Origin of the sequence: Camelimonas lactis, assembly GCF_004342915.1 — a bacterium.
Classification (GTDB): domain Bacteria; phylum Pseudomonadota; class Alphaproteobacteria; order Rhizobiales; family Beijerinckiaceae; genus Camelimonas; species Camelimonas lactis.
The window spans coordinates 110,785-127,845 of sequence record NZ_SLWL01000010.1; the positions used below are offsets into that span (position 1 = coordinate 110,785).

Here is a 17,061-nt window from a genome sequence, read left to right on the forward strand (position 1 = left end):
GCGACCACGTCTTACCCGTTTCCGTACATGGCGCGTTGCGGCCGCCGCTTGCTTGGACGGCCAGGACAGGCCCGACCAGGGCAGGCCCGACCAGGACAAGCCCTGTCAGAACAGGCCTTGCCATGACGGGGCGGGGTGTGACGGGTGGGCGTCCAACTGGCGTCCGGCATGCCAGGGCCCGGCTTCCATGCCCCAACGCGTCATACCCGCGCTTGTCGCGGGCATCCACGCATGGCGCCGGTCTGGAAACATCATTGAATCAACACATGAACTGTAACAGGAAATGTCCTGTATTTCATATGGTTGATGTAATATCCTAATCCAGTTTACCCGTCGACGACCTGTCGGACAGCGCTGTCTCCAGGGCCGGACGGTCCGGCGCGCCGACCATCCGCAGGGCGGAGCGGGCCATGGAATCGGCGATCTGCTCCGGCGTCAGCCGCCCGCTGCCGCGATACCAGGCGTGAATCCAGATGATCATCCCGGCGATGCCGAGGCACACGATGGCCGGGTCTTCCACGTCGAACACGCCTTCGCGCAGGCCATCCTTGATAATGTCGCGGACGATGCGGTCGAAGTCGCCCTGCATGTCGCGGATGCGCTGGTCCACGTCGGCGGGCAGATGGGCGACTTCCCGGCTGGAGATGGCGATCCACTCGTGCCGCTCGATCACCACCAGGGTGAAATCGTGCAGCAGGCGGAACAGCCGCTCGTCAGCCCGGCCCGGCAGGGCGGCGGCGTCGATCGCCACCTGCACCGATTCGCTGATGCCGCGCTCACAGATGGTCGCCAGCATGTCCTGTTTGCTGCGGAAGTGCTGGTAAATAAGGGTCTTTGAAACGGACAGGCGCTCGGTCAGCGCGTCCGTGGTGGTCGCGGTGTAACCATTGCGGAAGAACAGTTCGCCGGCGGCGCGCAGGATCAACTCCCGCTTGTAGAGCGCTACGTCGTCCTTCATCGCCGATGGCGTCGCCATGTCGTTGTCCCCTCCGGTCCTCACCACCTGCGCCAGGGCGTACCCGATGGTTCCTGCCTGCGCCTATCACGCTTTTTGTCGGAATCCTCAATGGCCCGCATTGCCATTGATGCTTTTTTCGCAGGCGCCGTCGACGGAAATCATCCGCCGGCCGTCGCCGGCCGTTTCGCCCGCCGCCGCCTCATTGGGCGCCGGCGACCGCCGGTCGTTGTTGCGGGCGGTTTTTGCCCGAAGGCTCTTGACCGCTCTTTGTACTGAGTAGTACCACTAACGGAACGATCCGTCCCGCATTTTGTTCGCCTGAACGAAAATAGCGGAAGCGGCCCGCCGGTGGGGCGTGTGCTGGCGGAAGAATTTTCGAAAACAGCAGGCGGGGTGGATTCTGGCTGGTCTTGCCGGGCGTCCGTCTGGCTGGCGACGCCCGGGATCAACCTGTGGCGGCGATTGAACGGGGAGGACGGCGTATGCCGGCATTCGAGTCGCGTGTGGTGGCGGCAGGGCCTGCCTATGAAGAAAACCGGGCGTTCATGCTCGACGCCATCGCGGAGATGCACGGGCTGCAAAAGCGCGCCCGCGACGCCTCTGCCGCCTCCGGCCCGCGCTTCGTCAAACGCGGCCAGTTGCTGCCGCGCGAGCGCCTGACCCTGGCGCTGGATGAGGGCGCGCCCTGGCTGGAGCTGTGCTCGCTGGCCGGCTATCTGCGCGATGTCAGCAACCCGGCCAAAACCGTGCCAGGCTGCTCCAGCATCGCCGGCATCGGCTACGTCTCCGGCGTGCGCTGCATGGTGGTGGTGGATGACGCCGGCATCGCCGCCGGCTCCGCCCAGCCCATGGGCGGCGACAAGATGCTGCGGCTTGAGGCCATCGCCATCAAGAACCGGCTGCCGTTCATCCATCTGGTCGAATCCGCCGGCGCCAACCTGCTTGGCTACAAGGTCGAGGACTTCGTCATCGGCGGCGGCCTGTTCGCCAACCTGGCCCGCCTGTCCGCCGCCGGCATCCCGGTCATCGCCTTGACCCATGGCTCATCCACCGCCGGCGGCGCCTACATGACCGGCCTTGCCGATTACGTCATCATGGTGCGCGATCGCGCCAAGGCGTTCCTGGCCGGCCCGCCGTTGCTCAAGGCGGCCACGGGCGAGGTTGCCACCGACGAGGAGCTGGGCGGCGCGGTGATGCACGCCACCGTCTCTGGCCTCGCCGAATATCTGGCCGAGGACGACGTCGACGGCGTGCGCATCCTGCGCGAACTGGTCGGCAATCTGGGCTGGACCCAGGGCAACGAACTGCCGGAAGGGCCGGCCCCCGCGCTCGATCCCGAGGAATTGCTCGGCCTGTTCCCAAGGGATCACAAGAAGCCGGTCGACATGCGCGAGGTGATCGCCCGCCTCGTCGATGGCTCGGAGATGATGGAGTACAAGCCGCTCTACGGCCCACAGACCGTCTGTGTCCAGGCGAAGCTGTTCGGCATGCAGATCGGGATCATCACCAACAACGGCCCGCTTGATCCCGCCGGCGCCAACAAGGCCACCCAGTTCATCCACGCCTGCTGCCAGAACGGCTCGCCGCTGATCTACCTGCACAACACCACCGGCTACATCGTCGGCACGGAGTCGGAGCGGGCCGGCATGATCAAGATCGGCGCCAAGATGATCCAGGCCGTGGCCAACGCCACCGTGCCGCAACTCACCGTGATGTGCGGCGCCTCCTACGGCGCCGGCAATTACGGCATGTGCGGCCGCGGCTTCACGCCGGATTTCGCCTTCTCCTGGCCGACGGCGCGCACCGCCGTCATGGGCGCGGAGCAGGCGGCGCTGACCATGGCCATCGTCATGGAGGACGGCGCGAAGGCGCGCGGCCTGCCGGTGGACGTGGAGGGCATCGAGACGATGAAGCAGAAGATCATCCAGACCTTCGAGAGCCAGATGTCGGCCTTCTACACCTCCGGCGCGGTGCTCGACGACGGTGTGATCGATCCGCGCGACACCCGCAACGTGCTGGGCATGGCGCTGTCCGTTTGCCTCTCGGGCCGTGCGCGTCAGGTGCGTCCGCTGACCTTTGGCGTGGGGCGCATGTAGGCCGGGTTCCTGTAATCCGCCTGTCCGCCGCGCCCGCTCCATGCGCGGCGGCGATCACAGGGCGGGCGCCGCGCGGCCAGATGGGCCCCGGCGTCCCGCCTGACCCTGGCGCTGGCGCGCCCCGAATTCGAGCCTGCTGAGGCCTCTGATGACGTCGATCACCACCCTTCTCATCGCCAACCGCGGCGAGATCGCCATCCGCGTCGCCCGCACGGCGCGCCAGATGGGCGTCGCCACGGTCGCCGTTTATTCCGACGCGGACCGCGACAGCCCGCACGTCAGGGCCTGCGACATGGCCATCGGCATCGGCGGCCTGACGCCGGCCGACAGCTACCTGGTCGCCGACAAGATCATCGAGGCCGCCCGCCGCGCCGGCGCCCAGGCGATTCATCCAGGCTACGGCTTCCTTTCCGAGAACGCCGGTTTCGCCGCCCGCGTCGCGGCCGAGGGGCTGGTGTTCGTCGGCCCGCCGGCCGCCGCCATCGAGGCCATGGGCGACAAGGCCCGCGCCCGCCGCCGCATGGCCGCCGCCGGCATTCCGGTGGTGCCCGGTTATGACGGCGAGGACCAGTCGCACGATCTGCTGCTTGGCGAGGCGGAGCGCATCGGCTTCCCGATCATGATCAAAGCGTCCGCCGGCGGTGGCGGCCGCGGCATGCGCCGCATTGACAGCGCCGCCGCCATGCCCGACGTCCTGAAGGGCGCCGCCTCGGAAGCGCAAAAGGCCTTCGGCGATGGCCGGCTGATCCTTGAGCGCGCGGTGATCGAGCCGCGCCACGTCGAAATCCAGGTCTTCGCCGATCGTCATGGCAATGTCGTCCACCTCGGCGAGCGCGACTGCTCGGTGCAGCGCCGCCACCAGAAGGTGATCGAGGAGGCGCCGTCGCCGGCGTTGAACCCGGAGCTGCGCGCCCGCATGGGCGAGGCCGCCGCCGCCGTGGCGCGGGAGATCGGCTATGTCGGCGCGGGCACCGTTGAGTTCCTGCTCGACCGTTCCGGTGAATTCTACTTCATGGAGATGAACACCCGCCTGCAGGTGGAGCACCCTGTCACTGAACTGGTCACCGGCTTCGACCTGGTGGAGTGGCAGCTTAACGTCGCCAATGGCGAACCGCTGCCGGTGGCCCAGGACGACATCCGCCTGAAGGGCCACGCCATCGAGGTGCGCCTGTGCGCCGAGGACCCGGCCGACGACTTCCTGCCGCGCACCGGCGAGGTCGCCCTGTGGGACCCGTCCCGCACCGTGCGCGCCGACGCCGCCCTCGCCAACGGCCTGACCATCAGCCCGTATTACGACTCCATGCTCGGCAAGCTGATCGTTCACGGCGCCACGCGCGAGGAGGCGATCGAGAAGCTGGCCCATGGCCTGGAGGCGACGGCGCTGCTCGGCGTCGCCAGCAATCGCGACTTCCTGATCCGCGCCCTGCGTCATCCGGCTTTCATCGCCGGCGACAAGGTTTCCACCGGCTTCATCGCCGCGCACTTCCCCGACAACCGCTCGCGCGCCGCCATCCCCGACGCTGCCGCCTGGGCGCTCGCCGCCTGGCTGGCCACGGCCGCCACGCCGCGCGCCGCCAGCTGGAGCAGCGCGTCTGGCGATAATTCCTGGCGCGGCTGGAGCAACGTGCTGCCGCTTGACCAGCCGTGGCGGCTGACCTGGAATGGCCCCGCCGGTCTCATTGACGACGCGACCCCGGGCGAGCGCCGCGGCCATATCGCGGCCGGTCGTGACGGCGCGACAGTGACCCTCGACGGCGCCGCCATCGTCATCACCGCCCGCCCGCCCGCGGCAGGCGAGGAGGCGACGGTGCTGGTGGACGGCGCGCCGGTGGCGCTGCGCTTCGCCTGGGCCGGCGACGACCTCTGGCTCAAATTGGGCGGGAGCGATTTCGCCTTCACGCCGAAGAGCCGCGTCAGCGCCGCGAAGGCGGCGGCGGAGTCCGGCGCCGACGGCATGTTGCGCGCGCCGATGAACGGCCGCGTCGTCGCCATTGCGGTGGCTGAAGGCGCGAAGGTGGAGCGCGGCCAGATGCTGCTGGCGCTGGAGGCGATGAAGATGGAGCACGCCATTGTCGCGCCGCGCGACGGAGTGCTGACCTCCGTGTCGGTTGCTGTCGGCGATCAGGTCTCCCCTGGCCAGATCATGGCCGAGATCGGCGACTGATCCGGCGCCTGAATACCCCTGGGGCCGATGGCCCGGGAACCAGAAGCACATGCCGGGCGACCCGGCGGGAGAGGGACCATGGCGGACAGTTTGCAGGCCGGGGAGCGGATGATTATCGAGCCAATCCCCAATCCCCATCTGACGCCGGAGCATCTCGCCTTTCGCGACGTGATGCGCCGTTTCGTCCAGACGGAGATCGAGCCCTACGCCAATGAATGGGACGAGGCTGGCGAATTCCCGCGCGAGCTGTACAAAAAGGCGTCAGCTGTCGGCCTGCTGCAGCTGGGCTTCCCCGAGGAATACGGCGGCGTCGAACTCGACCAGTTCTACGGCAATATCGCCAGCGCCGAGATGGCGCGGGCCGGGGTGGGCGGCGTCGGCGCCTCGCTGATGAGCCATACCATCGGCCTGCCGCCGGTGGCGATCGCCGGCTCTCCCGAACTGAAGGCGAAGCTGATCCCGCCGACCCTGGCTGGCGAGAAGATTTTCGCCCTCGCCATCACCGAGCCCTCCGGCGGTTCCGATGTCGCCAACCTGCGCACCACGGCGCGCCGTGACGGCGACCATTACGTGCTGAACGGCGAGAAAACCTTCATTACCTCCGGCATGCGCGCCGATTACATCACCGTGGCGGTGCGCACCGGCGAGGGCGGGCGCGGCGGCGTCTCGCTGATCGTCGTCGACACGGCGACGCCCGGCTTCTCGCGCACGCCCCTGCGCAAGATGGGCTGGTGGGCCTCCGACACCGCGACCCTGTATTTCGATAATTGCCGCGTGCCGGCCGAAAACCTGCTCGGCGAGGAGCACCACGGCTTCCGCATCATCATGCGCAATTTCAACAGTGAGCGCCTGTTCATGGCGGCCGGCTGCATCGGCCAGGCCCGCACCTGTCTTGAGGAGACGGTGAATTACGCCCGCGAGCGTCACACCTTCGGCAAGCCGCTGATCCAGCATCAGGTGATCCGTCACAAGCTGGCGGACATGACCATGCGCATCAACGCCTCGCAGGCTTATCTGGACCATTTGAGCTGGCGGGTGATGAACGGCGAGAGCCCGGTGGCGGATATCTGCCTGCTGAAGAACCAGGCCACCCAGACCATGGAGTTCTGCGCCCGTGAGGCGGTGCAGACCTTCGGCGGCGCCGGCTTCATGCGCGGTTGCAAGGTCGAGCGCATCTACCGTGAGGTCCGCGTCAACGCCATCGGCGGCGGCGCCGAGGAAATCATGCGCGATCTCGCCGCCCGCCAGCTTGGTTACTGAACTGGAGGCGGGCGCTGCGCTGCGCCCGCGACTGCGCCCGCGAACGATTGAGGAAACGGCATGACGGCAACCCTTCCCGCCACGACAGTCATCCAGGTCGAACGCAAGGGCTCGCGCCTCTATGCGACGATCAACGACCCGTCGACCCGCAACGCCATGACCCAGGGGTTGACCAATGACCTCAACGCCATTCTGGCCCTGGCGGAGCAGGACCGCAGCCTGCGCACGCTGATCCTGCAGGGGGCCAACGGCGCTTTCTGCGCCGGCGCTGATCTCAAGGGAACCAACAAGCAGCAGGGCGCGGCGGTGGGCGCTGGCGACGAGGACCCGCTTGAGGCCTCGAACCGGGCCGGCGGCGAGCTGTTCGCCCGCCTCAACGAATGCCCGCTCACGGTGATCGCCGTGGTTGATGGCCCGGCGTTTGGCGGCGGCTTCGGCATGGCTTGCTGCGCTGATATCGTCATCACCACGCCGCGCGCCCGCTTCGCCCTGTCGGAGACTGGCCTTGGCATCGCGCCGGCGCAGATCGCCCCGTTCGTGGTCAACCGCATTGGCCCGCGCCATGCCCGCCGGCTCGGCCTGGCGGGCACGCGGCTGAACGGCGCGCAGGCGGCGGAAATCGGCCTGGCTGATTTTTACTGCCCGGACGAGGCGTCGCTGAACGAAACGCTGACGTCGCTGCTCAATGATATCGGCCGCTGCGCCCCAGGGGCGAACGCCGAAACCAAGCGGCTGTTCCGCATCTGCCACGCCATGCCGCTGGAGGAATACCGCAAGGTGGCGGCGAAATCCTTCGCGACCTGCGCCCGTGGCGCCGAAGGTCAGGAGGGCGTGCGCGCCTTCGCCGAGAAGCGCCCGGCCGCCTGGGTGGAAAAAGTTTGAGATCCGCCGCCCGCGCCCCCTGAGGGCGCCGGCGGATCATGTGGATGGCCAGGCGATCGATCGGCCGTGGCGCGTGCGCACGGCGGCGTCCGCGGCTCGCATGGGTCGCCAGGGCGCATTCATTCTGGACAAGGGGCGTGATCCGCCTGAGCTTCAGGGAAAGCCAGGCCGGGTGAGCAGCCTGATGCAAGGTCAAGGGAGCAGGGACGATGTCCGGTAAAACGATCAGGATTGGCGGCGCCTCCGGGTTCTGGGGCGACACCAGCATCTCCACGCCGCAACTGCTGCGCGGCGGCGACCTCGACTATCTGGTGTTCGACTATCTGGCCGAGATCACCATGTCGATCATGGCCAGAGCCCGGGCCAAGGACCCAAACATGGGCTACGCCCACGACTTTGTCGGCGCCATCGCCCGCGAACTGCCGACCCTGTCCCAGAAAAAGATCAGGGTGATCGCCAACGCTGGCGGCGTGAATCCGGTGGCCTGCGCCCGGGCGCTCGAGGCGAAGATCGCCGAAGCCGGCTACGACCTGAAGGTCGGCGTCGTCACCGGCGACGACCTGCTTGAGCGCGCCAGCGAATTTTCAGACACCCGCGAGATGTTCTCCGGCGAGCCGATGCCGCCGAAGCTGTGGAGCATGAACGCCTATCTCGGCGCCTTCCCGGTGGCCGCCGCCCTGGCCGCTGGCGCCGACATCGTCGTCACCGGGCGCGGCGTTGACAGCGCGGTGACGCTCGGCGCCTGCATCCATGCCTTCGGCTGGACCCAGCAGGATCTCGACAAACTCTCCGGCGGCTCGCTGGCCGGCCATATCGTCGAATGCGGCGCCCAGGCCACTGGCGGCCTGCACACCGATTGGGAAGAGACGGGCGACTGGTCCAATATCGGCTATCCCATCGTTGAGGTGGCGGAAGACGGCTCCTTTGTCGTCTCCAAGCCGGAAGGCACCGGCGGCCTGGTGTCGGAAGCCACCGTCACCGAGCAGATGCTGTACGAGATTGGCGATCCGCGCGCCTATCTGCTGCCCGACGTCACCTGCGACTTCACCCAGGTGAAGATCGAACAGGCGGGCAGGGACCAGGTGCGCGTCTCCAACGCCAAAGGGCTGCCGCCGACCAATTATTACAAGGTGTCGGCCACCTGGCAGGACGGTTTCCGCGTCGGCATGTACCTGACCATCGGCGGCCTCGACGCCGCCCGCAAGGCCGAGAAGGTGGCCGACTCCGTGCTGCGGCGCGCTGAATCCATGTTCCGGGCGATGAACCTGCCGCCATTCACGGAAACCAGCGTCGAGGTGATCGGCGCAGAAGCGGCCTATGGCCCGCACTCGCGCGCCCGCGCCGCCCGTGAGGTGGTGCTCAAGCTCGCCGCCAAACACGAAAGCCCGAAGGCGCTGGAGATCATGGTGCGCGAGCTGACCTCATCCGGCACCTCGATGTCGCCGGGCATTACCGGCATGGGCGGCAACCGGCCCAAGGTGATGCCGGTGGTGCGCCTGTTCTCCTGCCTGGTCGACAAGGCGTCGGTGACCACCCGCGTCGAGGTGGCCGGGCAGGTGGTTCCGGCGCCGGAGGCGCTGCGCGGCGGCTTCGATCCGACGTCCCTGGGGCTCGACCCGTCGGGCCCGGAGAGCGCGCCAGGCCCTGACGCGCCGGTTGTGCCGCTGATCGCCCTGGCGTGGGGCCGCAGCGGCGACAAGGGCAACAAGGCCAATATCGGCGTCATCGCCCGCAAGCCTGAATATCTGCCCTATATCCGCGCCGCGCTGACGGCCGGGGCGGTCGGCGCCTTCTTCGGCCACTTTCTGAAGGGCTCAGTGGAGCGCTTCGAGCTGCCGGGAGCCCATTCCCTGAACTTCCTGCTGCACGACGTGCTGGGCGGCGGCGGCGTCGCCTCGTTGCGCAATGATCCGCAGGCCAAGGCCTACGCCCAGATGATTCTTGACTATCCGGTGCCGGTGACGCCGGAGATCGCCGCCAGCGTGCGGGCGGTGACGGAAAAGTTCCCGCCGGCGGTCATTGCCGCCTGAGGCGGCGCAAACAGGCCTGGCAAACACGCTTGCAGGAATGGATCGCGCCGGCACAATGGCTGGCGAAAACAGGCGCCCCGGGCTTCCGGGGCGTTCTCACAAATGACAATGACCGGGAGAACGCCCATGGCGACGCCACAGAACACCCTGACGCTCTGGCACTGCATGAGCGCGCGCTCGTTCAGGCCCCTGTGGACCCTTGAGGAAATGGGGCTGCCTTACGAGCTGAAGATGCTGCCGTTCCCGCCGCGCGTCTTCCAGAAGGACTACCTGGGGATCAACCCGCTCGGCACCATTCCGTTTTTCCATGACGGCGAGACGAAGATGACCGAATCCTCGGCCATCTCCCAGTATCTGGTGACGAAGTATGGCCCGACGCCGCTCAACGTCGGCATTGACGAGCCGGCTTACGGCGCCTTCCTCAACGCGCTGCATTTTTCCGAGGCGACCTTGACGTTCCCGCAGACCATCTTCCTGCGCTACACCCTGCAGGAGCCGAACGCCGGCCTCGGCAAGGCGGCGGAAGATTACGCCAAATGGTTCGGCGGCCGTCTGCGCGGCGTCACCGCCGTTGTGTCGGAAAATGAATTCTGGTGCGCCGGCCGCTTCACCGCCGCTGACATCTGCGTGGGTTATGCGCTGATGCTGGCCGAACGGTTGCAGCTCGACCATTTGTTCACCGATCCGGTGCGCGACTACTGGAAGCGTTTGCAGGACCGCGACGGCTTCCGCCGCGCCCTGGCGTCGCAGGAGAAGGCGGCCCAGGAGCAGAACGTCTTCAATCCGCCCAGCATGGAGGCGCCGGCGAAACAGGCGCAGGCCTGAAAACGACGTCATGGTCGGGCGAGCGCTTCGCAGGCGCAGGGGTAAGAGAACAGGCTGCCCCAGCGTCCCGAAGGCGAACAGGCCGGGTGAATGCACCACCGTCTGACGCCAGGCGGGTCGTGAAGATGATGACGCATCCGCGACCCGCAAGGCTCAAATCAGCATGACGCCTGTCCTGCAGGAAATGCCTTGCGCCGCCCGGGCTTCAGCAAAACCCCATGAGTTCAGACGTATTGGGGTTTCGTCAGCCCCCTGTCATGAAGTCCGTTCTGTTATGCACATGAACGGTTGATAACGGCTGCCGTTCTTGCAATAGATGCCGCCAACGGCAACCTATCAATCGACCGTTAGACGCCGGACCGGACAGCGCGCGCGCCTTTTGCGCGCCTTCGGCCAGACCGGCGCCTCGTCAAAGCGTTGGGAAACCTGTCGGCGCGTCCTCCGGGGCGCCGGTTTTCCGGGATAGCGAAGGGATCGACATGTCTGAGGCATGGATTATTGACGCGGCCCGCACGCCGCGTGGCGTCGGCAAGTTTGGCAAGGGCGCGCTGTCGGATGTGCATCCCCAGCGCATTCTCTCGACGGTGCTGAAGGCGCTGGCCGGGCGCAACAGCCTGAACACCGCCGAGCTCGACGACGTTATCGCCGGCTGCGGCACCCAGTTCGGCAAGCAGGGCTCGTGCATCGCCCGCATGGCCGCGCTCGACGCCGGCTTCGACAACGCCGCCACCGGTTTCTCGCTGGACCGCTTCTGCGGTTCGGGCATGACCGCCGTGAACCTGGCCGCCATGGGCATCATGTCCGGCGCCCAGGACCTCGTGCTGGCCGGCGGCGTTGAGTCGATGTCCTATGGCTCGACCCTGAAGCGCCCCACCGACGGCATCATCGACTCCGGCAACATGCACCTGCGTTCGATTCACCCGCAGCCCCACCAGGGCATCTGCGGCGACCTGATCGCCACGCTGGAAGGCTTCAGCCGCGAGGACGTCGACAGCCTGGCCCTTGAGAGCCAGAAGCGCGCCGATCACGCCATCCGCAACGGCTATTTCGCCAAGAGCACCATCCCGGTCTACAAGGACGACGGCTCTCTGGCCCTCGACCGCGAAGAGTTCCCGCGCCCGCAGACCACCATGGAAGGCCTGAGCCAGCTCAAGCCCGCCTTCGAGGTGATGTATGACGCGCCGCTGAACGAGGACGGCCTGACCTTCCGTCAGCTGGTCGAGCGCACCTATCCGGGCGTCAAGGTCAACCACGTTCACCACGCCGGCAACTCGTCGGGCGTCGTCGACGGCGCTGGCGCCGTGCTGCTGGCCTCGCCAGAGTACGCCCGCGCGCACGGCCTGAAGCCGCGCGCGAAGATCCGCGCCGTCGCCACCGCCGGCGACTCGCCGGAACTGATGCTGAACGCGCCGGCCCCGGCCGCCCGCAAGGCGCTGGCCAAGGCTGGCATGACCATCAACGACATCGACCTCATCGAGATCAATGAAGCCTTCGCGGTCGTGCCGCTGAAGTTCATGCGCGAGATGGGCATCGACAATTCGAGGGTGAACGTCAACGGCGGCGCCATCGCCCTCGGCCATCCGATCGGCGCCACCGGCGCGATCATCGTTGGCGCCCTGCTCGACGAAATGGAGCGCCGCGACCTCAACACCGGCCTGGCCACCCTGTGCGCCGCCGGCGGCATGGCCCCGGCCATCATCATCGAGCGCATGTAATCATCGCATTCGGGGCCTCCATGCCCCGTTCCAGCGCAAAAACGAACGCCCGGGCTTTGGCCCGGGCGTTTTTGTTTTATAAATCAAAGCGAGGCTTACGCCGGCGCGCCGCCTCCATGTCCTCCCGTCGCCTGAATGGGGGCCTGATGCCGTCCACGTTGCGTGATGCGAACCCTTTCCCCTCCATGTGCAGAACCAGGGGTACGGGTGGCGTCGCGGCGCTGCTGGCCGCCTGCTGTCTGGCCATCATGCACGCGCGCGCCCAGTCCATGAACGCCCAGTTCATGAACGTTCAGTCCAAGAACGCCCGGCACACGCGCGCCGGCGACCCCGGGACCCGTCATGGCGTTGTCGGGGACGCGTTGACCCGGATCAGACGGGCGGGGGTGCTCAGGATTGGCCTCACCGGCGACTTACCGGCCCTTCAATTTCAGAACGCCCGGCGGCCCTCTGGAAGGCGCCGACGTGGCCATGGCGAGGGATTTCGCCAGAACCATTGGCGTCCGGCCGGCGTTCGTCATGACGACCTGGGCCTCGTTGTCCGACGATTTTTCCGCCAGCAGATTTGACATCGCCGTTGGCGGCGTCAGCGTCGACCCCGCCCGCGCCCGGCTGGGGGTGTTCTCGCAATCTTATGCGCGCGATGGCAAAAGGCCGGTGGTCCGGTGCGCCGACGCCCGACGTTTCACGGGGATCGACGCGATGGACCGGCCGGATGTGCGCGTTATCGTCAATCCGGGCGGAACACACGAGCGTTTTGCTCGCGAACGGCTGGCGCGCGCCGCCATCACCGTTTTTCCCGACAACACCCGGATTTTCGACCAGATCATCGCCGGCAAGGCCGACGTCATGGTCACCGACGGGGTCGAGGTTGATCTTCAATCCCGCCCGCATCCCGGCGTGCTCTGCCCGGCAGAGGTCGGCTCGCCATTCACGCATTTTGATAAGGCCTGGTTGCTGCCTCGCGATGCACGGTTCGCAGCCGTGGCCAACCGCTTCATCGCGGCGGAAATACGCAACGGCGGATGGGCCGCCTGATTGCGCCAGGCCATGTGAGCCGATGGCGACGCGCGCCTCCAGCCCGGTGCTCGCCGGCAAGGGCAGGCGCGTGCAGTTGGCGGAAGTCCGGCAGTTTTGCCGGAATTTTGCCATGATTGCCGCAAGCCGTTAAAACAGACGCCATCATCATCCCTGCACACCATGGCGCCGGTTGATGGGGAGGCTGGCGGCGACCGTCCTGCTCCTCCCGCACCGCCTTCCGCACATGCCGGCGCCTCAATGCCAGCCGCTTTCGGTCATCAGGGCGGCGTTTGCAGAACTGGAGGCGTTTTGTCGGGTTTTGTTGTGAAGCCGCCTGTGTTTTTTGGCGCGGTGGCGATTATCGTCGTCTTCCTGCTCATCGGGGCGCTGCTGCCCGGTCAGGCGGAAACGGCGTTCAGCGCGATGCAGGCGTGGGTGCTGTCGCGCTTTGGCTGGTTCTATCTGCTTTCCGTCGCCATATTCGTCGGCGCCGCCATCATTCTTGCGGCCGGGCGCACCGGCGACCTCAAGCTGGGCCCCGATGACGCGGAGCCTGATTTTCCCTATCTCTCCTGGCTGGCGATGCTGTTCGCCGCCGGCATGGGCATCGGCCTGATGTATTTTGCCGTCGGCGAGCCGCTGATGCACGCCGCCGCGCCGCCGGATGTTCCGCCGGGCGGGCCGGCCGCGCGTCGCGCCGCCATGAGCATCACCTTCTTCCATTGGGGCATTCACGCCTGGGCGATCTACGCCATCGTCGGCCTGTCGCTGGCCTATTTCGGCTTCCGCTACAACCTGCCGCTCACCATCCGCTCCGGGCTTTATCCGCTGCTGAAAAACCGCATCAACGGCGGCCTTGGCCATGCGGTCGACATCTTCGCCATCTGCGGCACGGTGTTCGGCATCGCCGCCTCGCTTGGCTTCGGCGTGATGCAGATGAGCGCCGGCCTGCATTATCTCACCGGCATTGAAGCCTCGACCCGCCTCAACCTTGTCCTGGTTGTCGCCGTCACTGCCGTCGCCACCCTGTCCGCCGTCAGCGGCGTCGAGAAGGGCGTGCGGCGGCTCAGCGAACTCAACCTGGTGGTCGCCATCCTGCTGATGCTGTTCGTGCTCATCGTCGGCCCGACGGAGCTGCTGATGCGCGACTTCGTCCAGAACATCGGCGCCTGGCTGGATACGCTGCTGCTGCGCACCTTCAACATCTACGCCTACGATCCCAAACCCTGGATCGACAAATGGACCCTGTTCTACTGGGCGTGGTGGATTTCCTGGTCGCCGTTCGTCGGCATGTTCATCGCCCGCATCTCGCGCGGCCGCACGGTGCGCGAGTTCGTCATCGGCGTGCTGCTGGCCCCCACCGCCTTCACCTTCTTCTGGATGACCGTGTTCGGCAACACGGCGATGTTCGTTGACCAGACGGCGGCGCACGGCGCGTTGTCCGCCGCCGTGCAGGCGGACCTGTCGGTGGCCCTGTTCCAGTTCTTCACCTATCTGCCGTGGCCGGCGATCACCTCGACGGTGGCGGTGATCCTCGTGGCGATCTTCTTCGTCACGTCGGCCGATTCCGGTTCGCTGGTGGTCGATACCCTGGCCTCGGGCGGCGAAACCCGCACGCCGTGGCTGCAACGGGTGTTCTGGTGCGCGCTTGAGGGGGGCGCGGCGGCGGTGCTGCTGCTCACCGGAGGGCTCGCCGCCCTGCAGGCCGCAACCGTGGCGACGGCGCTGCCGTTCTGCGTCATCATGCTGGTGCTGGTCTGGGGCCTGTTTCGCGGCATGCGCGCCGATCTCGTGCAGGCCAGCGCCCGCGGCGCCCTGGCCGCCACGCCGGCCGCCCCGGTTCCGTGGCAGCGCCGTCTGTCCCTGATCATCAACACGCCGGACGCGGATGACGTCGCTGCGTTCATCGAACGTCAGGCGACGCCCGCGCTGGAAAGCGTCGCCGGGGAGCTGACCCGGCGCGGCCGGCCGGCGCGCGTCGCGCGCGGTGAGGGTGGGGCAATATCCCTGGTCGCCGCCGTCGAGGGCGTGCGCGACTTCATCTACGGCGTGCAGGTGGCCGAACACCGCCTGCCGGGCGTCACCATGCTCGACACCCGCGACGCCGACGTGCGCCATGAGGCGCGGACCTTTTTCAGCGATGGTTCGCGCGGCTACGACATCATGGGGCTGACGCGGGAGCAGATCATTTTCGATGTGCTCAGCCAGTATGAAGCCTGGCAGGCGGTCACCCAGACGCCGGAAGCGGCCCTGGTGGTCAGCGCGCCCGAGCACGCGCCGCCGGAGCCCGCATCAAATGGCGAGCCCCCGGCCGCGACGAAGGCGTGACCGGAGGGCAGGGCGTGTGGTCGGGGTGGAGGCCGGGGGCGTCCCGCCTCGGTCACACCGGCGTAAGGCCAGTCTCTCATCAGGCCGCCGGCGCCGGCGTCTCCCGGCCGCCCCCCAGCGGCGGCCGGCGGCCGCAGACGCGGTCCACCGCCGCTTCATGGGCGGCGGCGAACTCCAGCAGCAGCTTTTCGCCGTGATCCGGTCCGATCAGTTGCAGGCCGGTCGGCCGTCCAGCCAAGTCGAAACCGGCGGGAACCGACATGCAGGGCAGGCCGGACATGGTCCAGATGCTCGTCGATTCCATCCAGCGATGATAGGTGTCCATGGCGCGCCCGCCCACCTCGCGCGGCCACGTCACGCTCTTGTCAAACGGGAACACCTGCACCGCCGGCGCGGCGATGACGTCGTAGCTGGCGAACAGGCCCTGCAAATATGCGTGCCATTGTGAGCGCACGACGCTGGCGGCGTGAATGTCGTAGCCGGTGACGGCGAGGCCCTGCTCGATCTCCCACTGCAATTCCGGCTTCAGCAAGTCCCGCCGCGCCGGATCGCGCCAGATCTCCAGATGCCGCGCCCCGGCCCAGACATGGCGCAGATGCAGCCAGGCCCGCCACAGCCGCGCCAGGTCGAAGTGGATGTCCACGGGCGTCACGGCGCAGCCGAGCGCCGCGAACTCCTCCAAAGCGGATTCGCACAGCGCCAGCACCCCCGGCTCCGTGGCCAGATAGCCGCCAAAATCGCCAACCCAGGCGATGCGCCTGCCGGCGAGGCTGGCGTTGCGCTCCGGCAGCACCGCGTCGCCGGGCGCGCGAATGGCCAGCGGCGCGCCGGGGTGCGGCCCGGCCTGCACCGACAGCAGCAACGCCAGATCGCGCACGCTGCGCGCCATGGGCCCCTCGACAGCGAGTTGGGCGAAGAACACGTCCTCCGCCGGCGCCATCGGCACCCGGCCGAAGCAGGGGCGCAGGCCGTAGATGTTGTTGAACGCCGCCGGATTGCGCAGCGAGCCCATCATGTCGCTGCCATCCGCCGCCGGGATCATGCCCAGCGCCACCGCCACGGCCGCGCCGCCGCTGGAGCCGCCGCAGGTCAGCGCCGGATCGTAGGCGTTGCCGGTGACGCCATGCACCGGATTGTAGGTCTGCGAGCCGAGGCCGAATTCCGGCACATTGGTCTTGCCGATGAAAATCGCCCCGGCGGCGCGCAGGCGGGCGACAGCGAGGCCGTCTTCCTCCGGCGTGAAATCCGCGAACAGCGGCGAGCCAAAGCTGGTGACGATGCCCGCTGTCAGCGCCAGGTCCTTCACCGCCCACGGCAGCCCGTGCAGCGGCCCGCGCAAATGGCCGACCGCCAGCTCCGCGTCGGCGGCGCGCGCCTCATCGAGCAGCGTCTCGCGCTGGCGCGCCGAGACGATGGCGTTGACCAGCGGGTTGAGCCGGTCGATGCGGTCGAGACAGGCTTCCATCACCGCGACGCAGGACACGGCGCGGCTGCGGATCGCCGCCGCCGTCGACCAGGCGTCCCATCCGGTGATGTCATCGGGGTCAATGGCGCCAGCGGGCAATCCGCCGACCCGTGGCGCGGCCGTTCCGGTCATGGCGTTTCCTCCAGGCGATCGGGCGAGAGCTTGTCCGGTTCACGCAAGGGCTTGTCCGGTCAGGCAAGAGCTTTTCCGCTGACAAACAGTTCACGGAAAGTCGGCTCCGCGTTTCACCAGACGCCCTGGCGGCTGTCGCCGTTTTCGCGCGCCGCCTTCGTTCATTGTCCTGGCAGGCGAGGGTGG

At 67.6% G+C, this 17,061-nt stretch carries 11 protein-coding genes; 9 read left to right on the plus strand and 2 right to left on the minus strand.

Translation table 11 applies throughout. The features are described 5' to 3' along the window. Positions 1-316: 316 nt before the first annotated feature. Positions 317-976, minus strand: coding sequence for a TetR/AcrR family transcriptional regulator (locus EV666_RS12130; protein WP_132008162.1), 660 nt, complete (start codon positions 974-976; stop codon positions 317-319). Between the two features lie 464 nt (positions 977-1,440). Here EV666_RS12130 and EV666_RS12135 point away from each other — a divergent pair, with 464 nt between their 5' ends. The 9 genes from EV666_RS12135 to EV666_RS12175 all read left to right on the plus strand — a co-directional run bounded on the left by EV666_RS12135 (position 1,441) and on the right by EV666_RS12175 (position 15,278). Next, entirely contained in the window at positions 1,441-3,054 is a 1,614-nt protein-coding gene (locus tag EV666_RS12135) for an acyl-CoA carboxylase subunit beta (protein ID WP_132008165.1), read from the plus strand. 148 nt (positions 3,055-3,202) lie between these two features. Further along, the gene (locus EV666_RS12140; RefSeq protein WP_132008168.1) at positions 3,203-5,218 is read left to right on the plus strand and encodes an ATP-binding protein; all 2,016 of its coding nucleotides are present in this window, start codon (positions 3,203-3,205) and stop codon (positions 5,216-5,218) included. Between the two features lie 108 nt (positions 5,219-5,326). Next, the gene (locus EV666_RS12145; RefSeq protein WP_165910004.1) at positions 5,327-6,478 is read left to right on the plus strand and encodes an acyl-CoA dehydrogenase family protein; all 1,152 of its coding nucleotides are present in this window, start codon (positions 5,327-5,329) and stop codon (positions 6,476-6,478) included. Between the two features lie 60 nt (positions 6,479-6,538). Continuing rightward, positions 6,539-7,360: an enoyl-CoA hydratase/isomerase family protein gene (locus tag EV666_RS12150; RefSeq protein WP_132008174.1), complete on the plus strand. Its 822-nt coding sequence runs from the start codon at positions 6,539-6,541 to the stop codon at positions 7,358-7,360. Positions 7,361-7,569: 209 nt separating this feature from the next. Next, entirely contained in the window at positions 7,570-9,390 is a 1,821-nt protein-coding gene (locus tag EV666_RS12155) for an acyclic terpene utilization AtuA family protein (protein ID WP_132008177.1), read from the plus strand. A gap of 126 nt (positions 9,391-9,516) precedes the next feature. Continuing rightward, entirely contained in the window at positions 9,517-10,215 is a 699-nt protein-coding gene (locus EV666_RS12160; protein WP_132008180.1) for a glutathione S-transferase family protein, read from the plus strand. 479 nt (positions 10,216-10,694) lie between these two features. Then, a complete protein-coding gene (locus EV666_RS12165; protein ID WP_132008183.1) occupies positions 10,695-11,930 on the plus strand; it encodes an acetyl-CoA C-acetyltransferase in 1,236 nt (411 codons plus the stop codon). Between the two features lie 396 nt (positions 11,931-12,326). Continuing rightward, positions 12,327-12,968, plus strand: coding sequence for a transporter substrate-binding domain-containing protein (locus EV666_RS12170; RefSeq protein ID WP_132008186.1), 642 nt, complete (start codon positions 12,327-12,329; stop codon positions 12,966-12,968). Positions 12,969-13,259: 291 nt separating this feature from the next. Continuing rightward, a complete protein-coding gene (locus EV666_RS12175) occupies positions 13,260-15,278 on the plus strand; it encodes a BCCT family transporter (protein WP_245514383.1) in 2,019 nt (672 codons plus the stop codon). Positions 15,279-15,357: 79 nt separating this feature from the next. Here EV666_RS12175 and EV666_RS12180 read toward each other — a convergent pair whose 3' ends face one another. Next, on the minus strand, positions 15,358-16,875 hold the full coding sequence (locus EV666_RS12180; RefSeq protein ID WP_132008192.1) for an amidase: 1,518 nt from the start codon (positions 16,873-16,875) through the stop codon (positions 15,358-15,360). Positions 16,876-17,061 lie beyond the last annotated feature (186 nt).

What these genes read in the sequence shown, in the direction of transcription:
- EV666_RS12150 (WP_132008174.1), top strand. Translation starts at nt 6,539, where the DNA reads ATGACGGCAACCCTTCCCGCCACGACAGTCATCCAGGTCGAACGCAAG.
- EV666_RS12130 (WP_132008162.1), bottom strand. Translation starts at nt 976, where the DNA reads ATGGCGACGCCATCGGCGATGAAGGACGACGTAGCGCTCTACAAGCGG.
- EV666_RS12160 (WP_132008180.1), top strand. Translation starts at nt 9,517, where the DNA reads ATGGCGACGCCACAGAACACCCTGACGCTCTGGCACTGCATGAGCGCG.
- EV666_RS12180 (WP_132008192.1), bottom strand. Translation starts at nt 16,875, where the DNA reads ATGACCGGAACGGCCGCGCCACGGGTCGGCGGATTGCCCGCTGGCGCC.
- EV666_RS12135 (WP_132008165.1), top strand. Translation starts at nt 1,441, where the DNA reads ATGCCGGCATTCGAGTCGCGTGTGGTGGCGGCAGGGCCTGCCTATGAA.
- EV666_RS12165 (WP_132008183.1), top strand. Translation starts at nt 10,695, where the DNA reads ATGTCTGAGGCATGGATTATTGACGCGGCCCGCACGCCGCGTGGCGTC.
- EV666_RS12155 (WP_132008177.1), top strand. Translation starts at nt 7,570, where the DNA reads ATGTCCGGTAAAACGATCAGGATTGGCGGCGCCTCCGGGTTCTGGGGC.
- EV666_RS12145 (WP_165910004.1), top strand. Translation starts at nt 5,327, where the DNA reads ATGATTATCGAGCCAATCCCCAATCCCCATCTGACGCCGGAGCATCTC.
- EV666_RS12140 (WP_132008168.1), top strand. Translation starts at nt 3,203, where the DNA reads ATGACGTCGATCACCACCCTTCTCATCGCCAACCGCGGCGAGATCGCC.